We start from the raw sequence: 21381 nt of genomic DNA, 5'->3' as shown, positions 1-21381 counted from the left end.
AATGGATAATTAATAATTGAGAGTGAATTGAATAATGCCGTTCATTTCAGGCTTAACTAATAGGGTAATAATATCCTGACATGCTTAAGCAAACAACAAATGCTAAATTGATTTACTAAATAGTGTAAAACTTAGGTAAAATGTTGCAATTAATCTCTTCTCACATTTTCATTAAGGACAAAAAGTGAATAAAAGCTTTATTACCAACTGTATTGCCTTAGCCTTAACCGTGGCAGGTTATGTAAGCGAACAGCCTATTATTTTCACCCTAGGTTTATTTGCCTTATCGGGCGCAGTAACCAACTGGTTAGCGGTGCACATGTTGTTTGAAAAAGTGCCATTACTTTATGGCTCGGGGGTAATTCCTGCACGTTTTGAAGAGTTCAAAGTTGCTATTCGCCATTTAATGATGGAACAATTTTTTACTGAAGAAAATATCGATCGCTTTTTGTCTGATAGCTCGGGTAAGGCAAGCACCATTAATTTAGCTCCAGTTATTGATAAAGTAGACCTTTCTCCTGCCTTTGACAACCTAGTATCGGTTATTGAAAATTCTTCATTTGGCGGTATGCTCGCTATGGTGGGTGGTAGCGCAGCAATAGAGCCTATGCGTGAACCTTTTATTGAAAAAATGAAACTGTCTATAAAAGATATTTCCGAAAGTGAACAGTTTAATACCCTATTACGCAACGAGTTAGAGCAACCAGATATGATTGCCGGCATGCGTGATAAAGTGAGTGACATTATTCAAAAGCGCTTAGATGAATTAACGCCACAACTGGTAAAAGAAATCGTCCAAGAAATGATAAAACAACATCTCGGCTGGTTAGTGGTTTGGGGTGGAATATTTGGTGGTGCTATTGGTGTGATTGCCGCATTATTAAATATAATGTAAGACCTACGTTATTTAATGCTTTGTAAGTAGCTAAACAATAGCACTAGATACATGGTCATTATTATCGAGCAATAAGCTCCAAAACATCACAACTATCTTTCAAAGCTATTGTCTATGTAAGCCAATTATGTACTTTATTTACACAATCAGCAGTAAATGCATGCTCAGCTTGCTGCGATTCATAATTATGTAACATTAAATCCATACAGTGACGGTTTTATTACAAACTATTATTCGCTTTATGAATAACATAACTTTATTAGCTGCTGAGCTAAATAACATTCTTGAAAAAGAAACGCTTACTACATATTTCCAGCCTATTTTCGATATTAGCAACCAAAAAATTTGGGGCTATGAGGCGTTAACACGTGTAGAAAAAGACAGTTTATTTTCTTCGCCATTAGAGTTATTTAAAACCGCGTTTGCACTAGGCCGCTTATCAGAGCTTGAAAGCTTATGTCGTAAAATTGCTTTTAAAAACTTCACGAAGCAACAACTAGACGGCTTACTTTTTCTTAATATCAGCCCCTTGGTATTAGGTGATAAAAACCACCAAAGTGGCGAAACTATCGGTTTAATCAAACAGTACGGCCTTAGCGCTGAGCGCGTAGTAATTGAAGTTACAGAGATGTTTGACAGTAAAGATACTGAATATCTAAAAGAAAGCCTGACTTATTATCGCAAAATGGGCTTTAAAATTGCCATTGATGACTTAGGCACAGGTCATTCTGGTTTAATGCAATGGGCAGAGTTACGCCCTGATATTGTTAAAATAGATAAATACTTTATTCAAGACTCGCATAAAAACATTGTAAAGCGTGAACTATTGCGCACTATTTTTGAACTAGGTAAAGCCACTGGCGTTAAAATCATTGCTGAAGGTATTGAAACTCACGAAGAGTTTTTATTATTAGAAAAGCTAGGCATGCAATTCGCTCAAGGTTTTTTATTAGCAAGACCTGCAGCTCAACCATTACGTACGGTTCCTAATATCGTCACTTTTAGAAAAGCAGCGTCAAACCAAAATTCCTCAGAAGTTAATACTGAAATTATTGATTTAACTAGCGTTACACCAGCGCTCACTATGGATGAGCGATGTTCAGCTGTGTATAAAAGATTTGATCTTGATAACCGATTGTTTTCTCTGGCTGTGGTAGATTGCGATAATGTCCCTGTAGGGATAATTCATAAAGATAAACTAACCGAGCTGTTTTCCAGCCAATATGGTTATGCGCTTTACAACAATAAACCCATAGCAACAGTGATGAGTCAATTACCTTTTATTGTTGATATACAAGCATCATTGGTTGAAGTGAGTGATTTAATTACTAGCGATCAGTCGTTAACTATGCGCCAAGAATTTATTGTGACCGATCAAGGTAAATATTTAGGGTTAGCGAATATTCATATTCTATTAAAGCGGATTACCGAACAAAAAATTCAATTTGCACAACATGCCAACCCATTAAGTATGCTTCCAGGCAATATAGTTATTGAGCAAAAAATAACGCAGCATATTACTAAAAACATTCCATTTACTCTGGCATACCTGGATTTAAATTTTTTTAAACCATTTAACGATTTATATGGTTATGCTGCAGGCGATGCGGTTATAAAACTGGTGGCTGACGTTGTTAGTGTTTGTTGTGACAGTGACGAAGACTTTATTGGCCATGTTGGTGGTGACGATTTTGTGATTATTTTCAAAACTCAGCATTGGTTAAAGAAATGCGAAGAAATATTACAAATATTTTCACAGCGTGTGCAAGATTATTTTAAACCTGAACACATACAAGCCAATGGCTACGAGAGTAATAATAGAAATGATGAAAACCAGTTTTTCCCATTACTAAATTTAAGTTGTGGCGTAATACAACCTGATATCAGGTTTTGTTTAAGCCATTTAGACGTTGCTAGCTTAGCTACAGAAGCAAAGAAAAAATCTAAACTAATGATTAACAATCAGGTTTACGTACATAACAAACGGCAGCCAGACAACTTAATAGATTATGATGAGTTAATTGCCATTCATACTGATATAGATAAGATAATGAGTAGTTAACTTGAGCCTGATTAAGCTGAGTCTAGTTTAATTAACTACTACGCCAGGTTATTTACTGTTTTTAATCAGATGTCTTTAATTTTATTCGGTTTAGCGCTATGCTTCCGACATATTTTTATGGGTATATTACTACAATCGTAATAGCCTGATTTGCGTAATACCCTTTACATTGATCTTTTCTATTTTAACGCTATAGAAGATCATAAATGTTACTGAAATAGGTAAAACGCCCTCCTCTTTTAATTAAGGTAAACGTCATCATGTTTGGTCATTTAACTGCCATGCCTTCTGATCCTATTTTAGGATTATTAACCTCATATCGAAACGATAACAACCCAAATAAAGTTGATTTAGGTGTTGGCGTTTACAAAGATGAATCAGGCCATACTGCAGTACTTAACTGCGTAAAAAGAGCTGAATTACATCGTAATACTACAGAAAACAGCAAAGTATATATTGGCCCTACCGGCTCTGAATTATTTAACTCTGAAATGACCAAGCTTATCTTTGGTGCTGAGCATAAAGTACTTTTTGAAAATCGTAGTCGAACTATTTCTACCCCAGGTGGCACTTGTGCTTTACGTGTTGCCGCTGACTTTATTCAAACCTGCAAAAAAGGCGCAACTATTTGGGTAAGTAATCCAACATGGGCAAACCACACAGGTTTGTTCGAAGGTGCAGGGTTACAAGTTAAAGTTTATCCTTATTACGATTATGAAAACAAAAACTTAGATTTTGACGGTATGTTAAATACCTTAAAACAAGTAAGCCCTGATGACGTAGTGTTATTGCATGCTTGTTGTCATAACCCAAGCGGTATGGACTTAACCAACGAGCAATGGCAACAAGTGGTTGAAGTAACCAAGATGGTTGGCTTTACACCATTAATTGATATGGCTTATCAAGGCTTTGGCGCTGGCTTAGACGAAGATGCTTACGGCTTACGTTTAATGGCCGACGCTGTTGAAGAAATGCTGGTTTGTAGTTCATGTTCTAAAAACTTTGGTTTATATCGTGAGCGTATTGGCGCTTGTACCGTTATTGCCAAATCAAGCCTTGCCGCCGATATTTCCTTATCGGTATTACTTCATGGTGTACGTATTATTTATTCTATGCCGCCAGCGCATGGTGCGGCGCTTGTTGAAACCATTTTGAGTTCTGACGAATTACGCAATGAATGGTATAGCGAGCTAAAAGTAATGCGCGATCGCATTAATGGTAATCGCCAAATATTAGTTGATAAACTCATTGAAAACGGCGTAACTCGTGACTTTAGTTTTATTGCCCGCCAAAGTGGTATGTTTTCATTCTTAGGGATTACCCCTGAGCAAGTACAGCAACTACAAGATGAATACAGCGTCTACATGGTTGGCTCTAGCCGTATGAGCATTGCTGGCATTGCCAAAAGCAATGTTGATTATTTAGCACAATCTATTGCTAAAGTACTTTAAGCGTTAGTTATTTAATAATACGCCCGGTAATTTGTCATTCCGTAAAATTACCGGGCTATTACCGGACTTAATAGAATATCTGTTTGCTTAACTGCTTACTTTAATTCAAGATAAGTAAAGTATATAAATTTACTTTTAACTGTTTGGAGAACGTAATGACTACCGCAAAAGATAACGCCGCAAACAAAACTAAAAAAGCAAAAGACGATACTGTTGTGTCTAATACACCTATCGCCGATAACGTAACTGAAAAACTTCATCATTCAGTTGATACATTAGGTGAACATGCGGCAACAGCTGAAACAAAAATCCGTGAAACAGCCGCCCATTCAACGGAAGCTATTGCTGACAAACAAATTCAATTTAAACAATACTGGGATCAGTCTGAGGTAGGTAAATACGCCAAAGAAAACCCATTAGCTACCGCCGGTATTGCTTTTGCAGCTGGTATGTTGCTCTCTTCATTTTTAAGAAAAAAATAACCCTTAACTATGACTGAACCCGCGCCAAAAAAACCAGAACAAACTGTACCGCCGGCACATGATACTGATCCGTTAGCGGTATTGTCAGCGTGGGAAAAGACGTTTTACAAAGTGAAAACGCAACTGAGTTGTTATGCCACATTAATTGCCACCGACTTCCAATTATCACTTAAAGCTATAGTCTTGGTCGCCGCTTGTATTGCTACCGCGGCATTTTTAGGCATGGTTATTTGGGTAATATTATTAATTGGCTTAAGTTATGGTTTAAACAGCCTAGGGCTAGATTGGTTATGGTGTTGGTTAGTGGTGCTAGGAGTGAACATTAGCGCCTTGCTTATCGTCAAAAATATTTTAACCAATGCCATGCAGTCTGTTGAAATGAAAACCTCTGCCAATGTTATCTTTAACGCGGGTAAAGAAATGATTAAGCCAAGCAATAAAAACAATGCAAGTAACGCAGATGATATTAGTAAACACACCACTGATAATGATCTCGCACCAACTAATACCGCTGATCATTAACACTACCTATCGTAACTAATCATATATAGGCGCTTATGTTCGATTTATTAAAAAAAGATAAAGCCGCTTTACAACAAGCAAGTATTAACGCACAACTGGCGAGCAAACAATCACGAATACAGCTTGAAGAAGCGACTTTAATAAGTAAACAATTTGTCTCTTCACCAACCGGTATTGCAACTATGTTTACTGCAGGCGCTATTAATGGTGCATTGCCACCAAAATACAACGTATCGGCAACCACACTCGCCTCATTTTTATGGAAGGCTTTTTAAATCCGTTTTAAATCGAATAGATTTTACCCCTGAAAGATCAACAGACCTTATATCCTTCGTTGCTATTTGCTCATGCAAGCAACAACAGCAAAAAACATCCCCTCAGAGTTAATATCAATATAAAACTGACTGAGATTTTTCTCTCACAATAGCGTAAAATACCGCTCACTCTTTTTATGAGCTGCTATATATTATATAGCTAAAATACCCGAGCCATAATTAACCTAAGGAAAACACTGTGATTGTTCCCGGTAATTTATTTATTCTTTCCGCTCCAAGCGGAGCAGGAAAATCAAGCCTTATCAAGGCATTACTACAGCCAGAAAGCTTAGCTTCAGCAAGACCTATGCAGGTTTCTGTTTCTCACACCACACGTGATCCACGTCCGGGCGAAAACAATGGCGAACATTATCACTTTGTTAGCGTTAAAGAATTTAAAGCACAAATAGCCAACAATGCTTTTTATGAATACGCCGAGGTATTTGGTAATTATTATGGCACTTCAGAAGCAGCTATTGATGCACAGCTTGCGCAAGGTATTGATGTGTTTTTAGATATTGACTGGCAAGGTGCACAACAAGTGCGCATGAAAAAGCCGAGTGTAACCACTATCTTTATCAGTCCACCATCTAAAGAAGAATTAGAAAAACGCTTAAAAGGTCGTGGCCAAGACAGCGATGAAGTGATTGCTAGCCGTATGGAAAAAGCGCAAGCGGAATGCTCTCACTATAATGAGTTTGACTATGTGATAGTTAACGATGACTTTGACCAAGCTTTATTTGATTTGAGTACCATTGTTAATAATCAACGTCTTAAATGCCGCCAACAAAGCATTGCTCAACACGAATTATTCAGTAAATTACTAGCTACAGAGCAATAATCTGTAAACAATAAGTGTTTTATTACCCATAAAAACATAAAAATTCAGCTGTTGCATTAGTGATCACTTGCTTAATTAGTGAGTGAGCAGTAAACTACGCAGCTATTTTGTACATTATTATATTATTTTTAGTTGGAGTGACCAGATGGCTCGCGTAACTGTTGAAGATGCCGTAGAAAAAGTCGGTAATCGTTTTGATTTGGTGTTAGTTGCATCACGTCGTGCTCGTCAAATTGCAACGGGCGGAAAAGATCCATTGGTTGAAGTCGAAAACGACAAGCCAACGGTACTTGCTTTGCGTGAAATTGAAGCAGGTTTAATTACTACCGATATTATGAACGTTTCTGATCGTCAACAACAAATCCAGCAAGATACTGCTGAATTAGATGCTGTTGCTGCGATTGTTGGCGGTCAACAAGATCAAGAAGAATTAAGTTAAGCTAATTATTTTCAATAGAAAATAAGATTAAGCCTTAAAAACGCGTACCTAACTCGACCCAAAGGTCAGAAAGTGGTTACGCGTTTTTTATTCCTTGTTTTTTATTTTTTTACTTGGTATTGCTAACTTAGCTTTTATTTCTTGTAAAACACGCGTATTGCCGCGTATTCTTACTTATTATCCACTTCCCTCAATTTGGAGTATTAGGTGTATCTATTTGAACCTTTAAAAGAACTTAGCGCTACCTACCTATCAAAAGAACAAATTGATCTGTTAAAGGATGCCTATATTGTTGCCCGTGACGCACATGACGGCCAAATGCGTTCAAGTGGTGATCCTTATATAACTCACCCAGTTGCCGTAGCCATTAATCTTGCGCACATGCATTTAGACCATGAAACCCTCATGGCAGCATTATTACACGACGTAATTGAAGATACCCCGGTAACCAAAGATGAACTCGCGGAATTATTTGGCCATACCGTAGCCGAGCTTGTAGAAGGTGTGAGTAAGCTAGATAAATTAGAGTTTGATAATAAAGAAGAAATGCAAGCGGAGAACTTCCGTAAAATGATACTTGCTATGGTGCAAGACATTCGCGTTATCTTAATCAAACTTGCCGATCGCACCCACAACATGCGTACTTTAGGCTCATTACGTCCAGACAAACGACGTCGTATTGCTCGCGAAACTTTAGAAATTTACGCACCAATAGCTAACCGTTTAGGTATTCATGATATTAAAAATGAATTAGAGCTACTAGGTTTTCAAGCACTCTACCCGATGCGTTCTCGCGCTCTAAAATCAGCAGTAAAAAGTGCTCGTGGTAACCGTAAAGCTATTGTTGATAATATTCAAAAAGAAATAACTTCACGTCTTGCTGAAAGTGGCATTATTGCTCAAGTTAAAGGCCGTGAAAAACACCTTTATTCTATTTACAAAAAAATGCTTAACAAAGAGCTTTTATTTAATGAAGTTATGGACATTTATGCTTTTCGTATCATAGTAGAAGACAAGGTTGATTGTTGTTACCGCGCATTAGGCGTTATGCACAATCTATACAAACCAATTGATACCCGTTTTAAAGATTACATTGCTATTCCTAAAACTAATGGTTATCAATCATTGCATACTTCATTAATTGGTCCGCATGGTATTCCTGTAGAAATTCAAATCCGTAATGAAGATATGGACCAAATGGCCGACAAAGGTGTTGCTGCCCATTGGTTATACAAACAAGACGGTGACAATACTGGCACCACCGCGCAAATGAAAGCCCGTCGTTGGATGCAAAGTTTATTAGAACTACAACAAAGTGCTGGTAGTTCTTTCGAATTTATTGAAAATGTTAAATCAGATTTATTCCCTGAAGAAATTTATGTCTTTACTCCTGATGGACGTATTATTGAGCTGCCAATGGGCGCTACCGCAATTGATTTTGCCTACGCAGTACATACCGATGTAGGCAACTCTTGTGTTGGCGTTAAGGTTGACCGTAAACCTTACCCAATGAGCCAGCCTATTACTTCAGGACAAACCATTGAAGTAATTACCTCGAAAAAAGCACGTCCGAATGCAACTTGGTTAAACTTTGTAGTTACCGCTAAAGCACGTTTACAAATTAGAACCTACCTAAGAAGCTGTGAAAAAGATGACTCGCATGCGCTAGGTAAACGCTTACTATGTCACGCCCTTGGTAAAACTAAGTTCAAAGATTTAGCGCCAGAAAAAGTCGAGGAAGTGGTTAAAAAGAGTGGTAACAAAACCTTTGACGAATTACTTACTAATATTGGTTTAGGTAACGCCTTAAGCATTGGTATCGCCAGACAATTAACCGACGGCTTTATTGAAGACACTGAAGCACCATACTCAGGTGCAAAAGTGAAGATGCCAATTAAAGGCACCGAAGGTATGTTAGTAAACTACGGTAAATGTTGTCGTCCTATTCCTGGTGATGCAATTGTAGCTTATTTAAGCCCAGGTAAAGGCTTAATGGTACATCAGCAAGGCTGTCGTAATATTAAAGGCCATGATCAAAGCGCTGTATTCCCAGTAAAATGGGACAGCGATATCAACAAAGAATTTATTGCTAAGTTACGCATTGAAATACTTAACCATCAAGGTGCATTAGCATTATTAACCAATGTAGTCGCTAAGTGTGGCTCTAATGTACACAGCTTAAATTCAGGCGAAAAAGAAGCCGGTTTATATGTCATCGATATGGAACTTACCTGTCGTGACCGTATTCACTTAGCTGACATTATTCGTAAAATTAAAGTATTAGTTGACGTTCAACGCGTTATTAGAAAAAACAGAAAAGTGGCAGCTGACAGTTCAAACAAGCCGCCTTTAAACCCTATTTAGGCTTATTAAAGCAGTACCTAAGGAAAGTTATGAAAAGTATTATCAGTACAGACAAAGCGCCAAGCGCAATCGGCCCATATAGCCAAGCAGTTAAAGTTAACAACACAGTATATTTATCGGGTCAAATCCCATTAGTACCTGAAACGATGGAAGTGATTGCTGGTGGTTTTTCTGAGCAAGCCGAGCAAGTATTTAAAAACCTAGTAGCCGTTTGTGAAGCTGCAGGTGGCGGTATTAACGACATGGTTAAGGTAAACATTTTCTTAACAGACTTAGGCAACTTTGCCACAGTTAACGAGATTATGAGTAAGTATTTTGTGCAACCATACCCTGCAAGAGCAGCTATTCAAGTGTCGAAATTACCGAAAGACGTTGAAATAGAGATAGACGGGGTTATGGAAGTGCCTAGCGTCGACTAAATAGGCTTTATAAATACAATTTAACCGGCATTGACTACGCTGTTCGTTCAAGTCACTTATAGTTATAAGCTCCATGAACTCACAGCTTGTCGGCTTTGTTTAAATCGCATTTATTTTGCCTATTATGTGCCATGAAAGATGTTTAATCTACGTTGCCCTCGTAACTCGACACTTTGCTTAAATACCATTCATTTAGACTATTCCGGTTATTAATACCATTTGTGTCTATGTAGTTCACTCAGGTGCTTGCTAAAAACGTCATCTTCGAAGTTACTGATCGAAGATCCATGCATTTTTAAAAACTGGCCCCCCGATTAAAACACTACGGGATGACGATTGATGCGTTTGCGTCTTAGCTTTGTTAATGAACCAAACCAAAATTATTTTAAAGATTAAGTAAAATGACTCCAGAAAGATTAACTCGTATTAACACCATGTTAGACACTCGCCAACCAGACTTAACCGTTTGTATGGAAGGTTTACACAAATCTCATAACTTAGCGGCGGTAGTGCGTACTTGTGACGCTATCGGCATTAGCGATGTCCATGCGGTTTGGAAAAGTGAAGAAGCTGAGGTACGTGGTGGTAGCGCTGCGGGTAGCCAAAACTGGATTGATGTACATAACTACAGCAAAACAGCTGAGGCTATTAAGGCATTAAAAGCGCAAGGTATGCAGGTTTTAGTAACTAACCTATCTGACACAGCGGTAGATTTTAGAGAAATTGACTACACCAAACCAACGGCTATTATTTTAGGACAAGAAAAATTTGGTGCTTCTGAGCTAGCATTAGAACTAGCCGATCAAGATATTGTTATTCCCATGGTTGGTATGGTTCAGTCACTAAATGTTTCTGTTGCTTGTTCGGTTGTGCTATACGAAGCACAGCGCCAGCGCGTTGCTGCAGGTATGTATAACACGCCACGTTTAAGTCACGAACGTCGCCAACGTACTTTGTTTGAAGGTGGTCATCCTATCTTTGCTGAAGCTTGTCAGCGTAAAGGTTTACCTTACCCAGAAATTGATGAAGACGGTCAAATTGTTGCTGATGAACAATGGTGGCAAAAAATGCAAATGGACAAAAAAGCTTGGCAACAGATTGACGATTAATTATTAGGGATTACTAAATGTCTTTGGAAGGGCTAAGTAAATTATCACAAGTTCCGTTAAGCTCCTTTAAAGGTGTTGGGCCAAGTTTAGCTGAAAAGCTCGCTAAAATTGGCTTGATATCCGTGCAAGATATTCTCTTTCATTTACCCCTGCGTTACGAAGATAAAACCCGCGTTAGTACAGTGCGTGAGTTATCGGTAGGTTTATCAACTAATATCATAGGTGAAATAACCGATAGTCAAATAACACATGGCAAGCGCCGTATGTTAGTGGTTACTTTGCACGACGGTACAGGTAGTATTCAATTATGCTTTTTCAGCTTTTCTGCTAGCCAAAAAAATAGCCTCTCGGTAGGTAAAACCATACGCTGTTACGGCGAAGTAAAACGCGGTCCACGTAGCTTTCAAATTGTTCACCCTGAATACAAATCTCTTGATGACGACAGAGAGCTAACCCAAGCCGAAGAAACCTTAACCCCTGTTTACCCAAGCACCGACGGTTTACGACAAATATCACTGCGCAGCTTAACCGAGCAAGCATTAATACGCCTTGAACGCGGGCAAGTAGAAGAGTTATTGCCTAGCGAACTGTTCGACGAGCAATATTCATTAAGCGAAGCCTTAAAAATAATTCACCGTCCACCGCCAAATGTTTCTATTGAGCAATTAGAGCAAGGTCGCCATCCTGCCCAGCAACGCCTGATCAAAGAAGAGTTACTCGCCCACAACTTAAGTATGTTAAAGCTTAGACAAACAAGCGATGTACATGAAGCTTTATCGTTAGTTGGTGATGAAAAAGTTACTCAAAAATTCCTTAAATCTTTACCTTTTACGCCAACCAATGCGCAAACTCGTGTAGTTGCTGAAATAAAAGCAGATCTCGCTAAAACTCAACCTATGATGCGTTTAGTACAAGGTGATGTTGGCTCAGGTAAAACCTTAGTTGCCGCCCTTGCTGCGTTAACGGCGATAAGTGAAGGTTATCAAGTAGCGTTAATGGCTCCGACTGAAATCCTCGCTGAGCAACATGCTATTAACTTTGCCAACTGGTTTACTGATTTAGATATCACCGTCGGTTGGTTAGCAGGCAAAACCAAAGTTAAAGCCAAACGCATTGCCTTAGAGCAAATAGCCAGTGGCGAAATGCAAATGGTGATTGGCACACACGCGCTTTTTCAAGACGATGTAGTGTTTAAAAATATGGTGTTGGTGATTATTGATGAGCAACACAAATTTGGTGTACATCAACGGTTAACGCTGCGCGAAAAAGGCGTATTTGATAATAAATACCCACATCAATTAATCATGACCGCAACGCCAATTCCGCGTACTTTGTCGATGACAGCCTACGCCGATTTAGACTCATCTATTATTGATGAATTACCGCCAGGGCGAACCCCCATTAACACAGTAGCATTACCTGATTTACGCCGAGACGATGTTGTTGAACGTATTCGAAAAGGCTGTGTTGAAGACGGTAGACAAGCGTATTGGGTATGTACGCTAATTGATGAATCGGAAGTATTACAATGCCAAGCGGCTGAAGACACCGCATTATTATTACAAGAGCAATTACCCGAGTTAAAAATTGGCCTAGTACATGGGCGAATGAAAGCTGCAGAAAAACAAGCGGTAATGGATACCTTTAAACAAGGGGATTTACACTTACTGGTTGCCACCACGGTAATTGAAGTGGGCGTAGACGTACCTAACTCAAGCTTAATGGTGATAGAAAACCCTGAACGCTTAGGTTTAGCGCAATTACATCAATTACGCGGTCGTGTGGGTCGAGGCTCAGTTGCTTCATTCTGTGTATTGTTATACAAAGCGCCGTTATCAAAAACTGCCACCAAACGCCTAGCAGTATTGCGTGAAAGTAATGATGGTTTTGTTATCGCCGAGAAAGACTTAGAAATACGTGGTCCCGGTGAATTACTTGGCACCAAACAAACAGGTTTAGCCGATTTAAAAATTGCCGACTTGTTACGTGACGGCTATTTAATTCCTGACATAAAACAAAAAGCTTATTTATTATCGCGCCAACGACCTGATTGCGCCCAAGCATTAATTCAACGTTGGTTAGGTAATAAAGAAATATATTCAAATGCTTAATTGTGATTTCATGCAATAAATAAGCGCGAATAAATTCCCGCCTACGTCTGCTAGTACACTCAAACTAAATCACTCAGCTCCTTATTAATCCTCATACTAAACACTGTCATCCCCAAAATGTCCTGTTGGGGATCCATTGTTTTAAGTTATTTAACTAAGCTAAAAAACTAGACTCCCGACAAACACCTCGGGAGTGACGATTAATCGTAAGCGGAATTTAAACGCACACACTAAAAAACCCCGTTACGATTAACTCGTAACGGGGTTTTGTCTATTTACTACTTTCTACAATATAAGATTCAACAACTTAAAATTAAGCCGCTTTCACTGTTTCTTTTGGTGTTTCTTCATACCAGTCAGTCATCTCATCGTACATTTCACCTTTTAATAAGTAATACGGTGATTTGTAGTAGATTTTAATATCATGGAATGGGTCAGTGACTATTTTACAAAACCATACACAACCTGATTGCACACCCATTAATTTGAACAAGTGCAAGGTACGAAAGATAACCGCGCCAAAACCAATGAATAACCAAGATAATGCTACGTGGTTCAGGTATTGCTCAAGTGTTACCGAAGAGGTCACATCAAGTAAACCAAATAAAGTTGGGCTAAAATATAAAACCACTGGCGCTGCCGCCCAGATAGATAACAACACTACTTTACGCTGTAAGTTGTAACCCACTTTTATGCTTTCTTTATAGTCATGTGTTGCTTCGTTTACTTTATCGTAAGTTTTTGGCTCAAAAAAGAAATGACCCGTTTGGCGTAATGTCATCGACAACAACCAACCCACCAACGCAGCAGCAACTGGCGAGTAAAAAATTAATACATAACTTGCCACAAAGCAGCAGGCACTTAACAAATGTAAGAATTGATTAACTCGATTGTGATGGTAAAACCTATGGTCATCCCAGCGTTGTTTTTGTAATTCTTCTAAAAATGTCATAAATCATCCTTTGAGTAATAGTAAAAATAGTAAAATTTGTCTGTTTAGCCACGTGGCTCAGACACGTTAATCTTGATCGCTATGCCCTGTTAATAACGCCTCCCCCATATTTACTCGCTTGCCTGTGGTTATGCCTTCACATAACTCATAATTAGCTGTAGCGAACAAAATAATCGTTGAACCGTGCTCGAAATAGCCCATTTCATCTCCTTTGTTAAATGAAGCATTACAATGCAATGTGTTTGGACCTTTGTATTTAAGGTTTAAAGCTTCTTTAAGGAAGTTGAATTTCATACAAGCAACCAGTACTGCGGCTACAGGAACAAGGGTAATGCTATGGTTTTTATGGGTACTTTGGGGTTTGTTTTTAAGCTCAATTACAGCACGTTCATTACGACAAAATAATCGCTCTATGCGCTTTAAGGTGATCGGGTTTACATTCCATGTATCGCCTGAAATGTAATTAACGCTTTTTACATCACAATCAATCGGAGCATGAAAACGATGATACATACTCGACTTTAAGCGTAAGGTAATAAACTTACCGTTTTTGTATTTATTGTTGAGGTGAAAATCTGGGATCAATTCACTTAATTCGTAAGGAAAACCCTTAGCTTGAAAAACCGTTTTTCCTGCTATTTCACCACACTCGCCAACAATGGCATCGCATGGGCTAGTGACAATATCGTTATCACTAGCAATTGGACGTAAACCGGGTTTGAGTTCGCGGGTAAAACATTCATTTAAACTCTTAAATGAAGACTTTTTAGCGTCTTCAAGTTTTAAGTCCTCTGCAAACACTGTCCATATTTTTATTGAAAGCTTAGTAAGCCAAGGTTGTTCTATTTTACTAAACCAACCCATAAACAAGGTTAAATAACGACGCGGAATACGGTTAGTTAATAAAAAATTTAATTGCTCTTTTTTTGTTAATTTTGACGTTCCTTGCTCAGTCACCCTCAGCTCACGACTTTTCTCATTCTTGGTCATATCCATACTCATACTAAGCAACCGTCCTTTGCACCGACTGCTCTTTTTCACTAGGCGTTTTTTTGCTTATGTCGGCAATCAAACGCTCTATATTGTTGTCTATCTTATTATCTACTTTACTAGTTGTGTTGTAACCGTCAGGTATATCTAACCCAACATTCTCCATAAAGGTGCCCATAATAGGTTCAGCTTGATATTCACTGGCGCGAACTAACGCATTAGCGCGCATAGTTTTCTGTAATGCCGGTGTACTAAAAAACTCAACCACTGCATTGGCCATATCTATTTTGGTTTCGCACAAAAAGCCATTTTTTCCGTGTTCAATAATATCTTTCGGGCCTTTGCAGTTGTAAGCCAGTGTTGGCATACCGTGAACAAAAGACTCTAAAATAACATTACCGAAGGTGTCGAATTTTGATGGGAAAATAAATAAATCTAAGCTTAAATACAGCGCCGCCATTTGCTCTTTACTTTGCCACCCTAAAAAGGTCGCATCTGGCATAACTTCACTAAGGGCAATTTTTAACTCTTCTGTGGCTGGGCCTGAGCCAGCAATCACTAATTTTAGGTTAGGAATTTTTTCTTTTGCTTTAGTGATGATCACAGGTAGGTCAAACAAACCTTTCTCTTTACTGATACGACAAGCAATAAATAAAATAGGCGTGTCATCGGTTGCACCTAACACTATGTCGCTTTTATTGCGTTTAACTATGTTTGGATTTCTCGCTTGGGTGTGATGAGCGGTTAAAAATATTTTCTCTTCATCAAGCTGCATTTCATGACTACTAAGCCATTGCTGGTGATCACTATTTAAGACAAAAATACCATCATATCGGTTATACAAAGCGCGCATTAAACGGCGTACACGATCACGTTCATATTGATTTAATTCTGTGCCATGTTTAATAAAGTCAATCCAGTCGGTATGCATAAAGAAGTAATTAGGCACGTTAAACATTTGCTGTAAAAACAACGACACAAGCGCCATTGGGCCTTCGGTAGAACAAATAATACGGTCGTAACCACCTTGGTAAAATATTTGCGCAATCGCCATCAAATCAGGGATACGTATTTCTTGCTCACCAAACTTTTTCACCATAAAAGTGGTAATAGGTTTCACCACATATAAGTGAGGCTCTGGGGTTATGTTGTTGTCACATACTAGAAAATCGATAGGTAAGTTAGCGCGTTGTGCTTCGGCTAGTTTTCCTGATAATGAATTAGACACACCATTTTTATCGCGCAAAGTATCGGTTAAATACAAAGCACGTTTAGGATGGCTGTTTTTACCTATTTGTTCTGAAAAGTCATTTAATAACACACGATTTTGATATAACACACGCGTAGACGCTAACGATGCCGCGGCTAATATAGTGGTAATTAAAAACGGGAAAGAAACTTTATCAACTAACTTTTCAAGGTTAATGTTACTGAGGTTGTCTTGTCGTTTACCGCCCCCTAAAAAGAGTGCGGTAAGTTGGCTTGGAATTTCAAATTTTCGAGTGATTTCTTCGGTGGTAAAGTTTTCGAGTTTTGGCCCTTTGTTATTAACCATTACCCCTTCAACACTATCAGCAATATGTTCATTTAAACGAGTAAATAAGCCATTAACCGAGTTATTTACTGTTGTCGCAAAAGCTTCTGGCGATTGTTTCTTACTTTCAGCTATTTGTTCAAGGTACTCAATACAAAAACGAAATTTCTTCGGTACATTCCATTTGATTAGTTTACTCGGCTTTTTACCTTGCATGGCATCGTGAATAAACCCAAAGAACTTCATTGCATATTTATTCTTTTGCATTTCAAGCAAGATATTACTTACCGCAAAACAACCAACTTTATCGAGTGGCGAGCCACGGTGTAACATTATGCGAAAGAAGCCAGGATCTTCAATTTTAGTGGCAACTTGTGAGAAGTAATCAAGCAAGGCAATATTGAGTTTTTCGTTTTCAGCCACTTGCCCAAATACCGCAACATTACCTTTTTTAATCGCTTCAAGCGCAAGTGACGAGGCGCTTTGAGTTTTTAAACGCTCCTGCAAATTCTCTACATATAACTTTGAGCCACATTGCCCGGCAAAAATACCGGTGTGATCGTCTGAGCCACCGGTTAATATTTTGTCTTGATAAGGGTCAACGCCAAAGTCATAAGGGTTAAGATCATGCTTGGCTGCATAGGCAATAATTTTGTCACTTGTTAAACCTTGTGCCCAATTCAGTGTTAATACACTTTGCCATAAATCACGTTGACCATTTAATACTTCAAAGCGTGAAAAAATAACCGCAAATTTTTCAAATAAGCCAATGTCTATTTTTTCATTACGGGTATAAAAATAAAGCGGATGCGGCAGTATTACGGGAATATCATTTTTAGCGGCGTATTTTAAAAAGCTATAAACGTCACTGCGTAGCTCGTTTAATATATTTTCTTGGTCTTTACTAAAGCCATAGGTTAATACGTGAATAAACAAATCATATTCTGGGAAGTAACAGGTAAATTCTGCGGCAACCAATACGTCTTCACCTTTGGCAATTTGATCCCAACATGAACGCGCATTGTTATGGTTGGTAACGGTAAAAACGTCACAGTTGTTTTTCTTTAATAATTTCGCCAGCTTTTTAGTTTTCAACCAGGTTTCAGGTAAGCGTAAAATACGCCCCCATAACTCATCCGGCACATCACTATTATGATCATGGCAATGTAAATCAACGGTTAAACAGTCTTCTGGCGCGTATTTAGTTTTTTGTGTTGTTAAAAAACTGTCAAATTCATTTTTTAATGATAAGCGAAAGTCACATATCTCTGGCGTACTAAATTGTTCAGCTGATATAGATTTAGTTGAATTATTCATTAACTTACCTTTTTCACTCGTTACCTGAGTGCTTAGCCTTTATGTATGATTAGTAGTGCTGTTCGTTACGTTTATTCTTTAATTGTGCTGCTTGTCTTAGCTATATTGACTGCGTTAACCGAACTACTCGTTTTAACCGCCGTTTTCAACTTCGACATTAACGGGCTTGGTAAAAACTTAGCTAACAAAGGCGAATAGGCTGAAACCATGTCGTATACGAACTGTTGTTTAATGGTTTTATTGGTTAAGTTGCTTGATTGCCACCACCAACCATCAGCGGCCATTTCTTCTGCTGCAGTAATAAACTGGGTAATAACCTGATCAAAATCTGCATCGGTATAATCAAAACTCATGATCATTCTGCCGCTGCCAATCCAACTCAGCTCTAAGTTGTTGGCTCGTAAATAGAACTGAAACATCCAGTTATAACGGCTTGGTTTAGTGTATATAACCGATAAAATGCTTTGCATATTGGTTATTTTCAGCGGTAAGTTAGCTTGCTGCAGACGTTCATTAAACTTGGCAACACGTTCATCCCACACAGATTCAATCTGTTCATATTGCTGTTGAATATCAGGATGTTGAATGCGAATTAAAAATTCATTCATCGACGCCATAACAGAAGGGTGAGAGTTAAAAGTACCGCGCGCTAACGACACGTGCGCAGGTTGCTTGTCTTTATAACGTTTCATTAAAGTGTGGCTACTGGCGACAACGCCTATTGGCAAACCACCACCAATAGTTTTACCGTAAGTCACCATATCGGCTTGTACATCAAAATATTGCTGTGCGCCGCGATAACCTAAACGAAAACCGGTAAACACTTCATCGAAAATCAATACAATATTTTTTTGCGTACAAATTTCACGTAAACGTTTAAGCCAAGTACTGTAAGCCGCTTTGTCAAAATTAGTGGCGCGTAAACTGCCAATTAAGCCAACATCTGAGGCCGAATCTGCATTTGGGTGAAAAGCCTGTAACGGGTTGATGAGTACACAAGCAATGTCATTACGGGTAGATAACACATGTAAAGTTTGCTCGCTTTGGTCGTTTAGGGTGTAAACGTCATTAATATCGCGCTGATTACCAACACCTGGTTGCACGCCATCCCACCAGCCATGATAAGCTCCACAAAAGCGGACTAAATATTTTTTACCTGTGTTGTAGCGCGCCAAGCGTACCGCTTGCATAACAGCTTCGGTGCCTGACATGTGAAACGACACTTCATCAAGACCAGATATATTTTTAATCAGCTCAACATTTTCGGCAATAATTGGGTGATAAGGTCCTAAAACAGGTCCTAAGTCAGCAACACTCTTGCTACCAGCTTGCATGCAACTTTTATAAAAATCATAACCAAATACGTTCACACCATACGAGCCAGACAAGTCATATCGCCAGTTACCGTCTAAATCTTTAATTTGTGTACCTCGCGTTTCTTTAACGATATTACTTAAGGTGAAAGGTTTAGGTAGCTGATTGCGAAAAGGGAAAGGAACACGATATTTACTGGTGAATTGTAAGTCAGATACGCTTTGCTGTAAGTTAGATGAAAATGCAATAGTTTTCGGGGAGTTTGCTGCCATGCGTTCTTTTAACTGATGAAAAGCCTGTTTACGCTGCTCTTGAATAGTCGCTGGCGCGCCATCAACAGCAAAGTAACTGTCTTCTTTATATTCAAAAAATTTGACGCATTTGGCCAACCGACGAGACCATTTGCTATGACCTCTAAGTGAAGGGTGTTTAGCTTTTGATAACGCTAAACGAACTCTAATTTTATTAACTAGATAAATTATTACTGCACAAAGTACTATAAATTGCGTAAATGTTACTGCGTATGTTTCTTCCATTAATAACATGTCCATCTCACTAATTTATAGCAAAAGTAGCACGCTTATTTGAACTATTTATTTCGGATTAATTGCAGTTTTATAGTACTTTTATTGCACAATTATTTCAGTGGTTACACGATAAAGCTAATGTAATCATCAGTAACTTAAACGCTAAACACATTTACACTAGATGATTGAGTATTTAAATTTCATACTACAAGGTGTATTATCACGGTACTTGAATAAGTTAGACTCAACGGAAACTAAAATGAATACGGAATTTTCATACCCCAACGTGGGTCGTCAAAGCATCTTTAGCAAGGGGCATTACCTTGTTTGCAATTTTTCATATCGCTACCTAGCCTGTAAACCTGTCGACAAACCTAACGACCCTTTTTTAAAACCATCGCAAATGGACTTAAGAGTCTGCGCCACTTACGGGGAGCAATTCTTAAATAATTTACATGAATGGAAAAACGAACAGAATATTATCAGTCACCTGTATAGTTATATCAAAGGTGAAAGTGTTTATGCTCTTCACAATGATGAACGCGCACTTATCCCTTATATTGCCAAAGAGCTTGAAGCGGGTAACTTATTAATATTTCCGCTGGATGAGCCAAGGTCAGTGTATAGTTCACCAACCAGTTATGAACTTGAACAAAGTGCTAAGCAAAAAGCCGCTAGTAGTAATATTCCTATTATTAATGCGCAAGCACTAAATAATGAAGTGGCCAATGCCACACCAAAACCTAGAGCAAACACCGCTCCAAGTGCTGCACAAATACTTGCCAGTGAAAATAAAAACAACAAAAGTAATAACAGCACCATCAAACCACCATTAACCATGGCTGAAGTTCAGGCAAGAATGCAAGCAGCTACTGAAGCTGTAGCTATAGCCCGCAGTACCGGAGCACCACTACCTACCTCACCTTACACCCTTGCCGATAAACTTGATATTGTTGAACAGGGCTTAGATGAAAAATACATAGTGCGTATCATTGAAAGTGAATACGCTACAGATGAAGGTACCGTGGGTTGGGTAAACCCACAAACTAAACAGTCAACCTACTGGACAACAACGTATAGCCAGCTGGAGTATGCCGATAAGGATCCTGAATTAATTACCAGTGCAGTGGGGATCCCGTATAACAAAGCAGCAGACTATACCTTATTGGTGATAGATGCAGACAAAGCGGCGACAGAAGGCGATATGAAAACCTTTATACCGACTTATAACAACCTAACTGATTTTGCTAAAGCTGACCTTGAAGACACCCCTGCGGATGTTATCACCGCGTGTATGACACCGCAGTATTCAAAAGACTATGAGGCACTTGTTAAAGTCGCCAAAGCTGATGGAGTAAATCTAAAAGATAAAGATGAATTTAGTGAATTTTCCCGAGATATGCAATTAACCGAGGCTGATGAAGATATTTTCAGGGCAAGGCATAGAATAGATAGAAAATACGGCGCGAATGAACAATTTCAAGGTAATGGTTTAACCCGTAATACTGACCCTGTAACGGGTAAAATTAGCCAAGGCATGGTTGAAACTTTTAGCCAGGACAAAAACCCTCAAACCTTAAAGTACTTAGAAGACAATAACATTTTAGTGCGTATTGCTTTATAAGCTAACGATTTTGAAACACGGAATAAATAACCATGAAGACTTTTAACACCGTAGACCCATTAACCATCAAGCAACACCCTGATGTGGTTGGCTCGATTGTTCAATATGACAAAA

Annotated in this window: 17 protein-coding genes; 13 read left to right on the top strand and 4 right to left on the bottom strand. The window is 38.6% G+C overall.

The window, feature by feature from the left end; genetic code table 11:
• Positions 1-184: 184 nt before the first annotated feature.
• The 12 genes from KO502_RS14325 (at position 185) to recG (ending at position 13009) form a co-directional block, all read left to right on the top strand.
• Positions 185-895 (top strand): DUF445 domain-containing protein, encoded by a 711-nt coding sequence (locus KO502_RS14325; RefSeq protein ID WP_216023249.1) that lies wholly within the window; start codon positions 185-187, stop codon positions 893-895.
• 241 nt (positions 896-1136) lie between these two features.
• Complete coding sequence (locus KO502_RS14320) at positions 1137-2957, top strand: bifunctional diguanylate cyclase/phosphodiesterase (protein WP_216023248.1); 1821 nt, start codon at positions 1137-1139, stop codon at positions 2955-2957.
• A gap of 260 nt (positions 2958-3217) precedes the next feature.
• Positions 3218-4408, top strand: a complete 1191-nt coding sequence (locus tag KO502_RS14315) for an amino acid aminotransferase (RefSeq protein ID WP_216023247.1) — start codon at positions 3218-3220, stop codon at positions 4406-4408.
• Between the two features lie 155 nt (positions 4409-4563).
• Positions 4564-4890 (top strand): DUF883 domain-containing protein, encoded by a 327-nt coding sequence (locus KO502_RS14310; protein ID WP_216023246.1) that lies wholly within the window; start codon positions 4564-4566, stop codon positions 4888-4890.
• A 9-nt stretch (positions 4891-4899) separates the two neighbouring features.
• Entirely contained in the window at positions 4900-5412 is a 513-nt protein-coding gene (locus tag KO502_RS14305) for a hypothetical protein (RefSeq protein WP_216023245.1), read from the top strand.
• 35 nt (positions 5413-5447) lie between these two features.
• Positions 5448-5687, top strand: coding sequence for a hypothetical protein (locus KO502_RS14300; protein WP_216023244.1), 240 nt, complete (start codon positions 5448-5450; stop codon positions 5685-5687).
• Positions 5688-5925: 238 nt separating this feature from the next.
• A complete protein-coding gene (gmk, locus tag KO502_RS14295; protein ID WP_216023243.1) occupies positions 5926-6567 on the top strand; it encodes a guanylate kinase in 642 nt (213 codons plus the stop codon).
• 145 nt (positions 6568-6712) lie between these two features.
• Positions 6713-7006: a DNA-directed RNA polymerase subunit omega gene (rpoZ, locus tag KO502_RS14290; RefSeq protein WP_216023242.1), complete on the top strand. Its 294-nt coding sequence runs from the start codon at positions 6713-6715 to the stop codon at positions 7004-7006.
• A 207-nt stretch (positions 7007-7213) separates the two neighbouring features.
• Positions 7214-9370: a bifunctional GTP diphosphokinase/guanosine-3',5'-bis pyrophosphate 3'-pyrophosphohydrolase gene (gene spoT / locus KO502_RS14285; RefSeq protein WP_216023241.1), complete on the top strand. Its 2157-nt coding sequence runs from the start codon at positions 7214-7216 to the stop codon at positions 9368-9370.
• A gap of 29 nt (positions 9371-9399) precedes the next feature.
• Entirely contained in the window at positions 9400-9789 is a 390-nt protein-coding gene (locus KO502_RS14280; RefSeq protein WP_216023240.1) for a RidA family protein, read from the top strand.
• A 401-nt stretch (positions 9790-10190) separates the two neighbouring features.
• Positions 10191-10898, top strand: coding sequence for a tRNA (guanosine(18)-2'-O)-methyltransferase TrmH (trmH, locus tag KO502_RS14275; protein WP_216023239.1), 708 nt, complete (start codon positions 10191-10193; stop codon positions 10896-10898).
• Between the two features lie 17 nt (positions 10899-10915).
• A complete protein-coding gene (gene recG, locus KO502_RS14270; RefSeq protein WP_216023238.1) occupies positions 10916-13009 on the top strand; it encodes an ATP-dependent DNA helicase RecG in 2094 nt (697 codons plus the stop codon).
• Positions 13010-13322: 313 nt separating this feature from the next.
• Here recG and KO502_RS14265 read toward each other — a convergent pair whose 3' ends face one another.
• The 4 genes from KO502_RS14265 to KO502_RS14250 all read right to left on the bottom strand — a co-directional run bounded on the left by KO502_RS14265 (position 13323) and on the right by KO502_RS14250 (position 19652).
• A complete protein-coding gene (locus KO502_RS14265; protein WP_216023237.1) occupies positions 13323-13961 on the bottom strand; it encodes a hypothetical protein in 639 nt (212 codons plus the stop codon).
• Between the two features lie 66 nt (positions 13962-14027).
• Entirely contained in the window at positions 14028-14963 is a 936-nt protein-coding gene (asd, locus tag KO502_RS14260) for an archaetidylserine decarboxylase (RefSeq protein WP_252730781.1), read from the bottom strand.
• A 1-nt stretch (position 14964) separates the two neighbouring features.
• Positions 14965-17802 carry a glycosyltransferase gene (locus KO502_RS14255; RefSeq protein ID WP_216023236.1) on the bottom strand — a complete coding sequence of 946 codons (2838 nt, stop codon included), beginning with the start codon at positions 17800-17802 and terminating at the stop codon, positions 14965-14967.
• A 71-nt stretch (positions 17803-17873) separates the two neighbouring features.
• Positions 17874-19652, bottom strand: coding sequence for an aminotransferase class III-fold pyridoxal phosphate-dependent enzyme (locus KO502_RS14250; protein ID WP_216023235.1), 1779 nt, complete (start codon positions 19650-19652; stop codon positions 17874-17876).
• A 250-nt stretch (positions 19653-19902) separates the two neighbouring features.
• Here KO502_RS14250 and KO502_RS14245 point away from each other — a divergent pair, with 250 nt between their 5' ends.
• Positions 19903-21267, top strand: coding sequence for a hypothetical protein (locus tag KO502_RS14245; protein WP_216023234.1), 1365 nt, complete (start codon positions 19903-19905; stop codon positions 21265-21267).
• Positions 21268-21381: the final 114 nt, after the last annotated feature.

Source organism: Colwellia sp. E2M01 (genome assembly GCF_018860585.1).
Taxonomy (GTDB): Bacteria; Pseudomonadota; Gammaproteobacteria; order Enterobacterales; family Alteromonadaceae; genus Colwellia.
The sequence above is the reverse complement of the archived record's forward strand: the minus strand, read 5'-3'. Positions and strand labels throughout refer to the sequence as shown.

Excerpts from the sequence above, each read along its gene's own strand:
- KO502_RS14320 (WP_216023248.1), top strand. The coding sequence starts at position 1,137 with ATGAATAACATAACTTTATTAGCTGCTGAGCTAAATAACATTCTTGAA.
- KO502_RS14315 (WP_216023247.1), top strand. The coding sequence starts at position 3,218 with ATGTTTGGTCATTTAACTGCCATGCCTTCTGATCCTATTTTAGGATTA.
- KO502_RS14310 (WP_216023246.1), top strand. The coding sequence starts at position 4,564 with ATGACTACCGCAAAAGATAACGCCGCAAACAAAACTAAAAAAGCAAAA.
- KO502_RS14305 (WP_216023245.1), top strand. The coding sequence starts at position 4,900 with ATGACTGAACCCGCGCCAAAAAAACCAGAACAAACTGTACCGCCGGCA.
- KO502_RS14300 (WP_216023244.1), top strand. The coding sequence starts at position 5,448 with ATGTTCGATTTATTAAAAAAAGATAAAGCCGCTTTACAACAAGCAAGT.
- rpoZ (WP_216023242.1), top strand. The coding sequence starts at position 6,713 with ATGGCTCGCGTAACTGTTGAAGATGCCGTAGAAAAAGTCGGTAATCGT.
- KO502_RS14280 (WP_216023240.1), top strand. The coding sequence starts at position 9,400 with ATGAAAAGTATTATCAGTACAGACAAAGCGCCAAGCGCAATCGGCCCA.
- trmH (WP_216023239.1), top strand. The coding sequence starts at position 10,191 with ATGACTCCAGAAAGATTAACTCGTATTAACACCATGTTAGACACTCGC.
- recG (WP_216023238.1), top strand. The coding sequence starts at position 10,916 with ATGTCTTTGGAAGGGCTAAGTAAATTATCACAAGTTCCGTTAAGCTCC.
- KO502_RS14265 (WP_216023237.1), bottom strand. The coding sequence starts at position 13,961 with ATGACATTTTTAGAAGAATTACAAAAACAACGCTGGGATGACCATAGG.
- asd (WP_252730781.1), bottom strand. The coding sequence starts at position 14,963 with ATGAGTATGGATATGACCAAGAATGAGAAAAGTCGTGAGCTGAGGGTG.
- KO502_RS14255 (WP_216023236.1), bottom strand. The coding sequence starts at position 17,802 with ATGAATAATTCAACTAAATCTATATCAGCTGAACAATTTAGTACGCCA.
- KO502_RS14250 (WP_216023235.1), bottom strand. The coding sequence starts at position 19,652 with ATGGAAGAAACATACGCAGTAACATTTACGCAATTTATAGTACTTTGT.
- KO502_RS14245 (WP_216023234.1), top strand. The coding sequence starts at position 19,903 with ATGAATACGGAATTTTCATACCCCAACGTGGGTCGTCAAAGCATCTTT.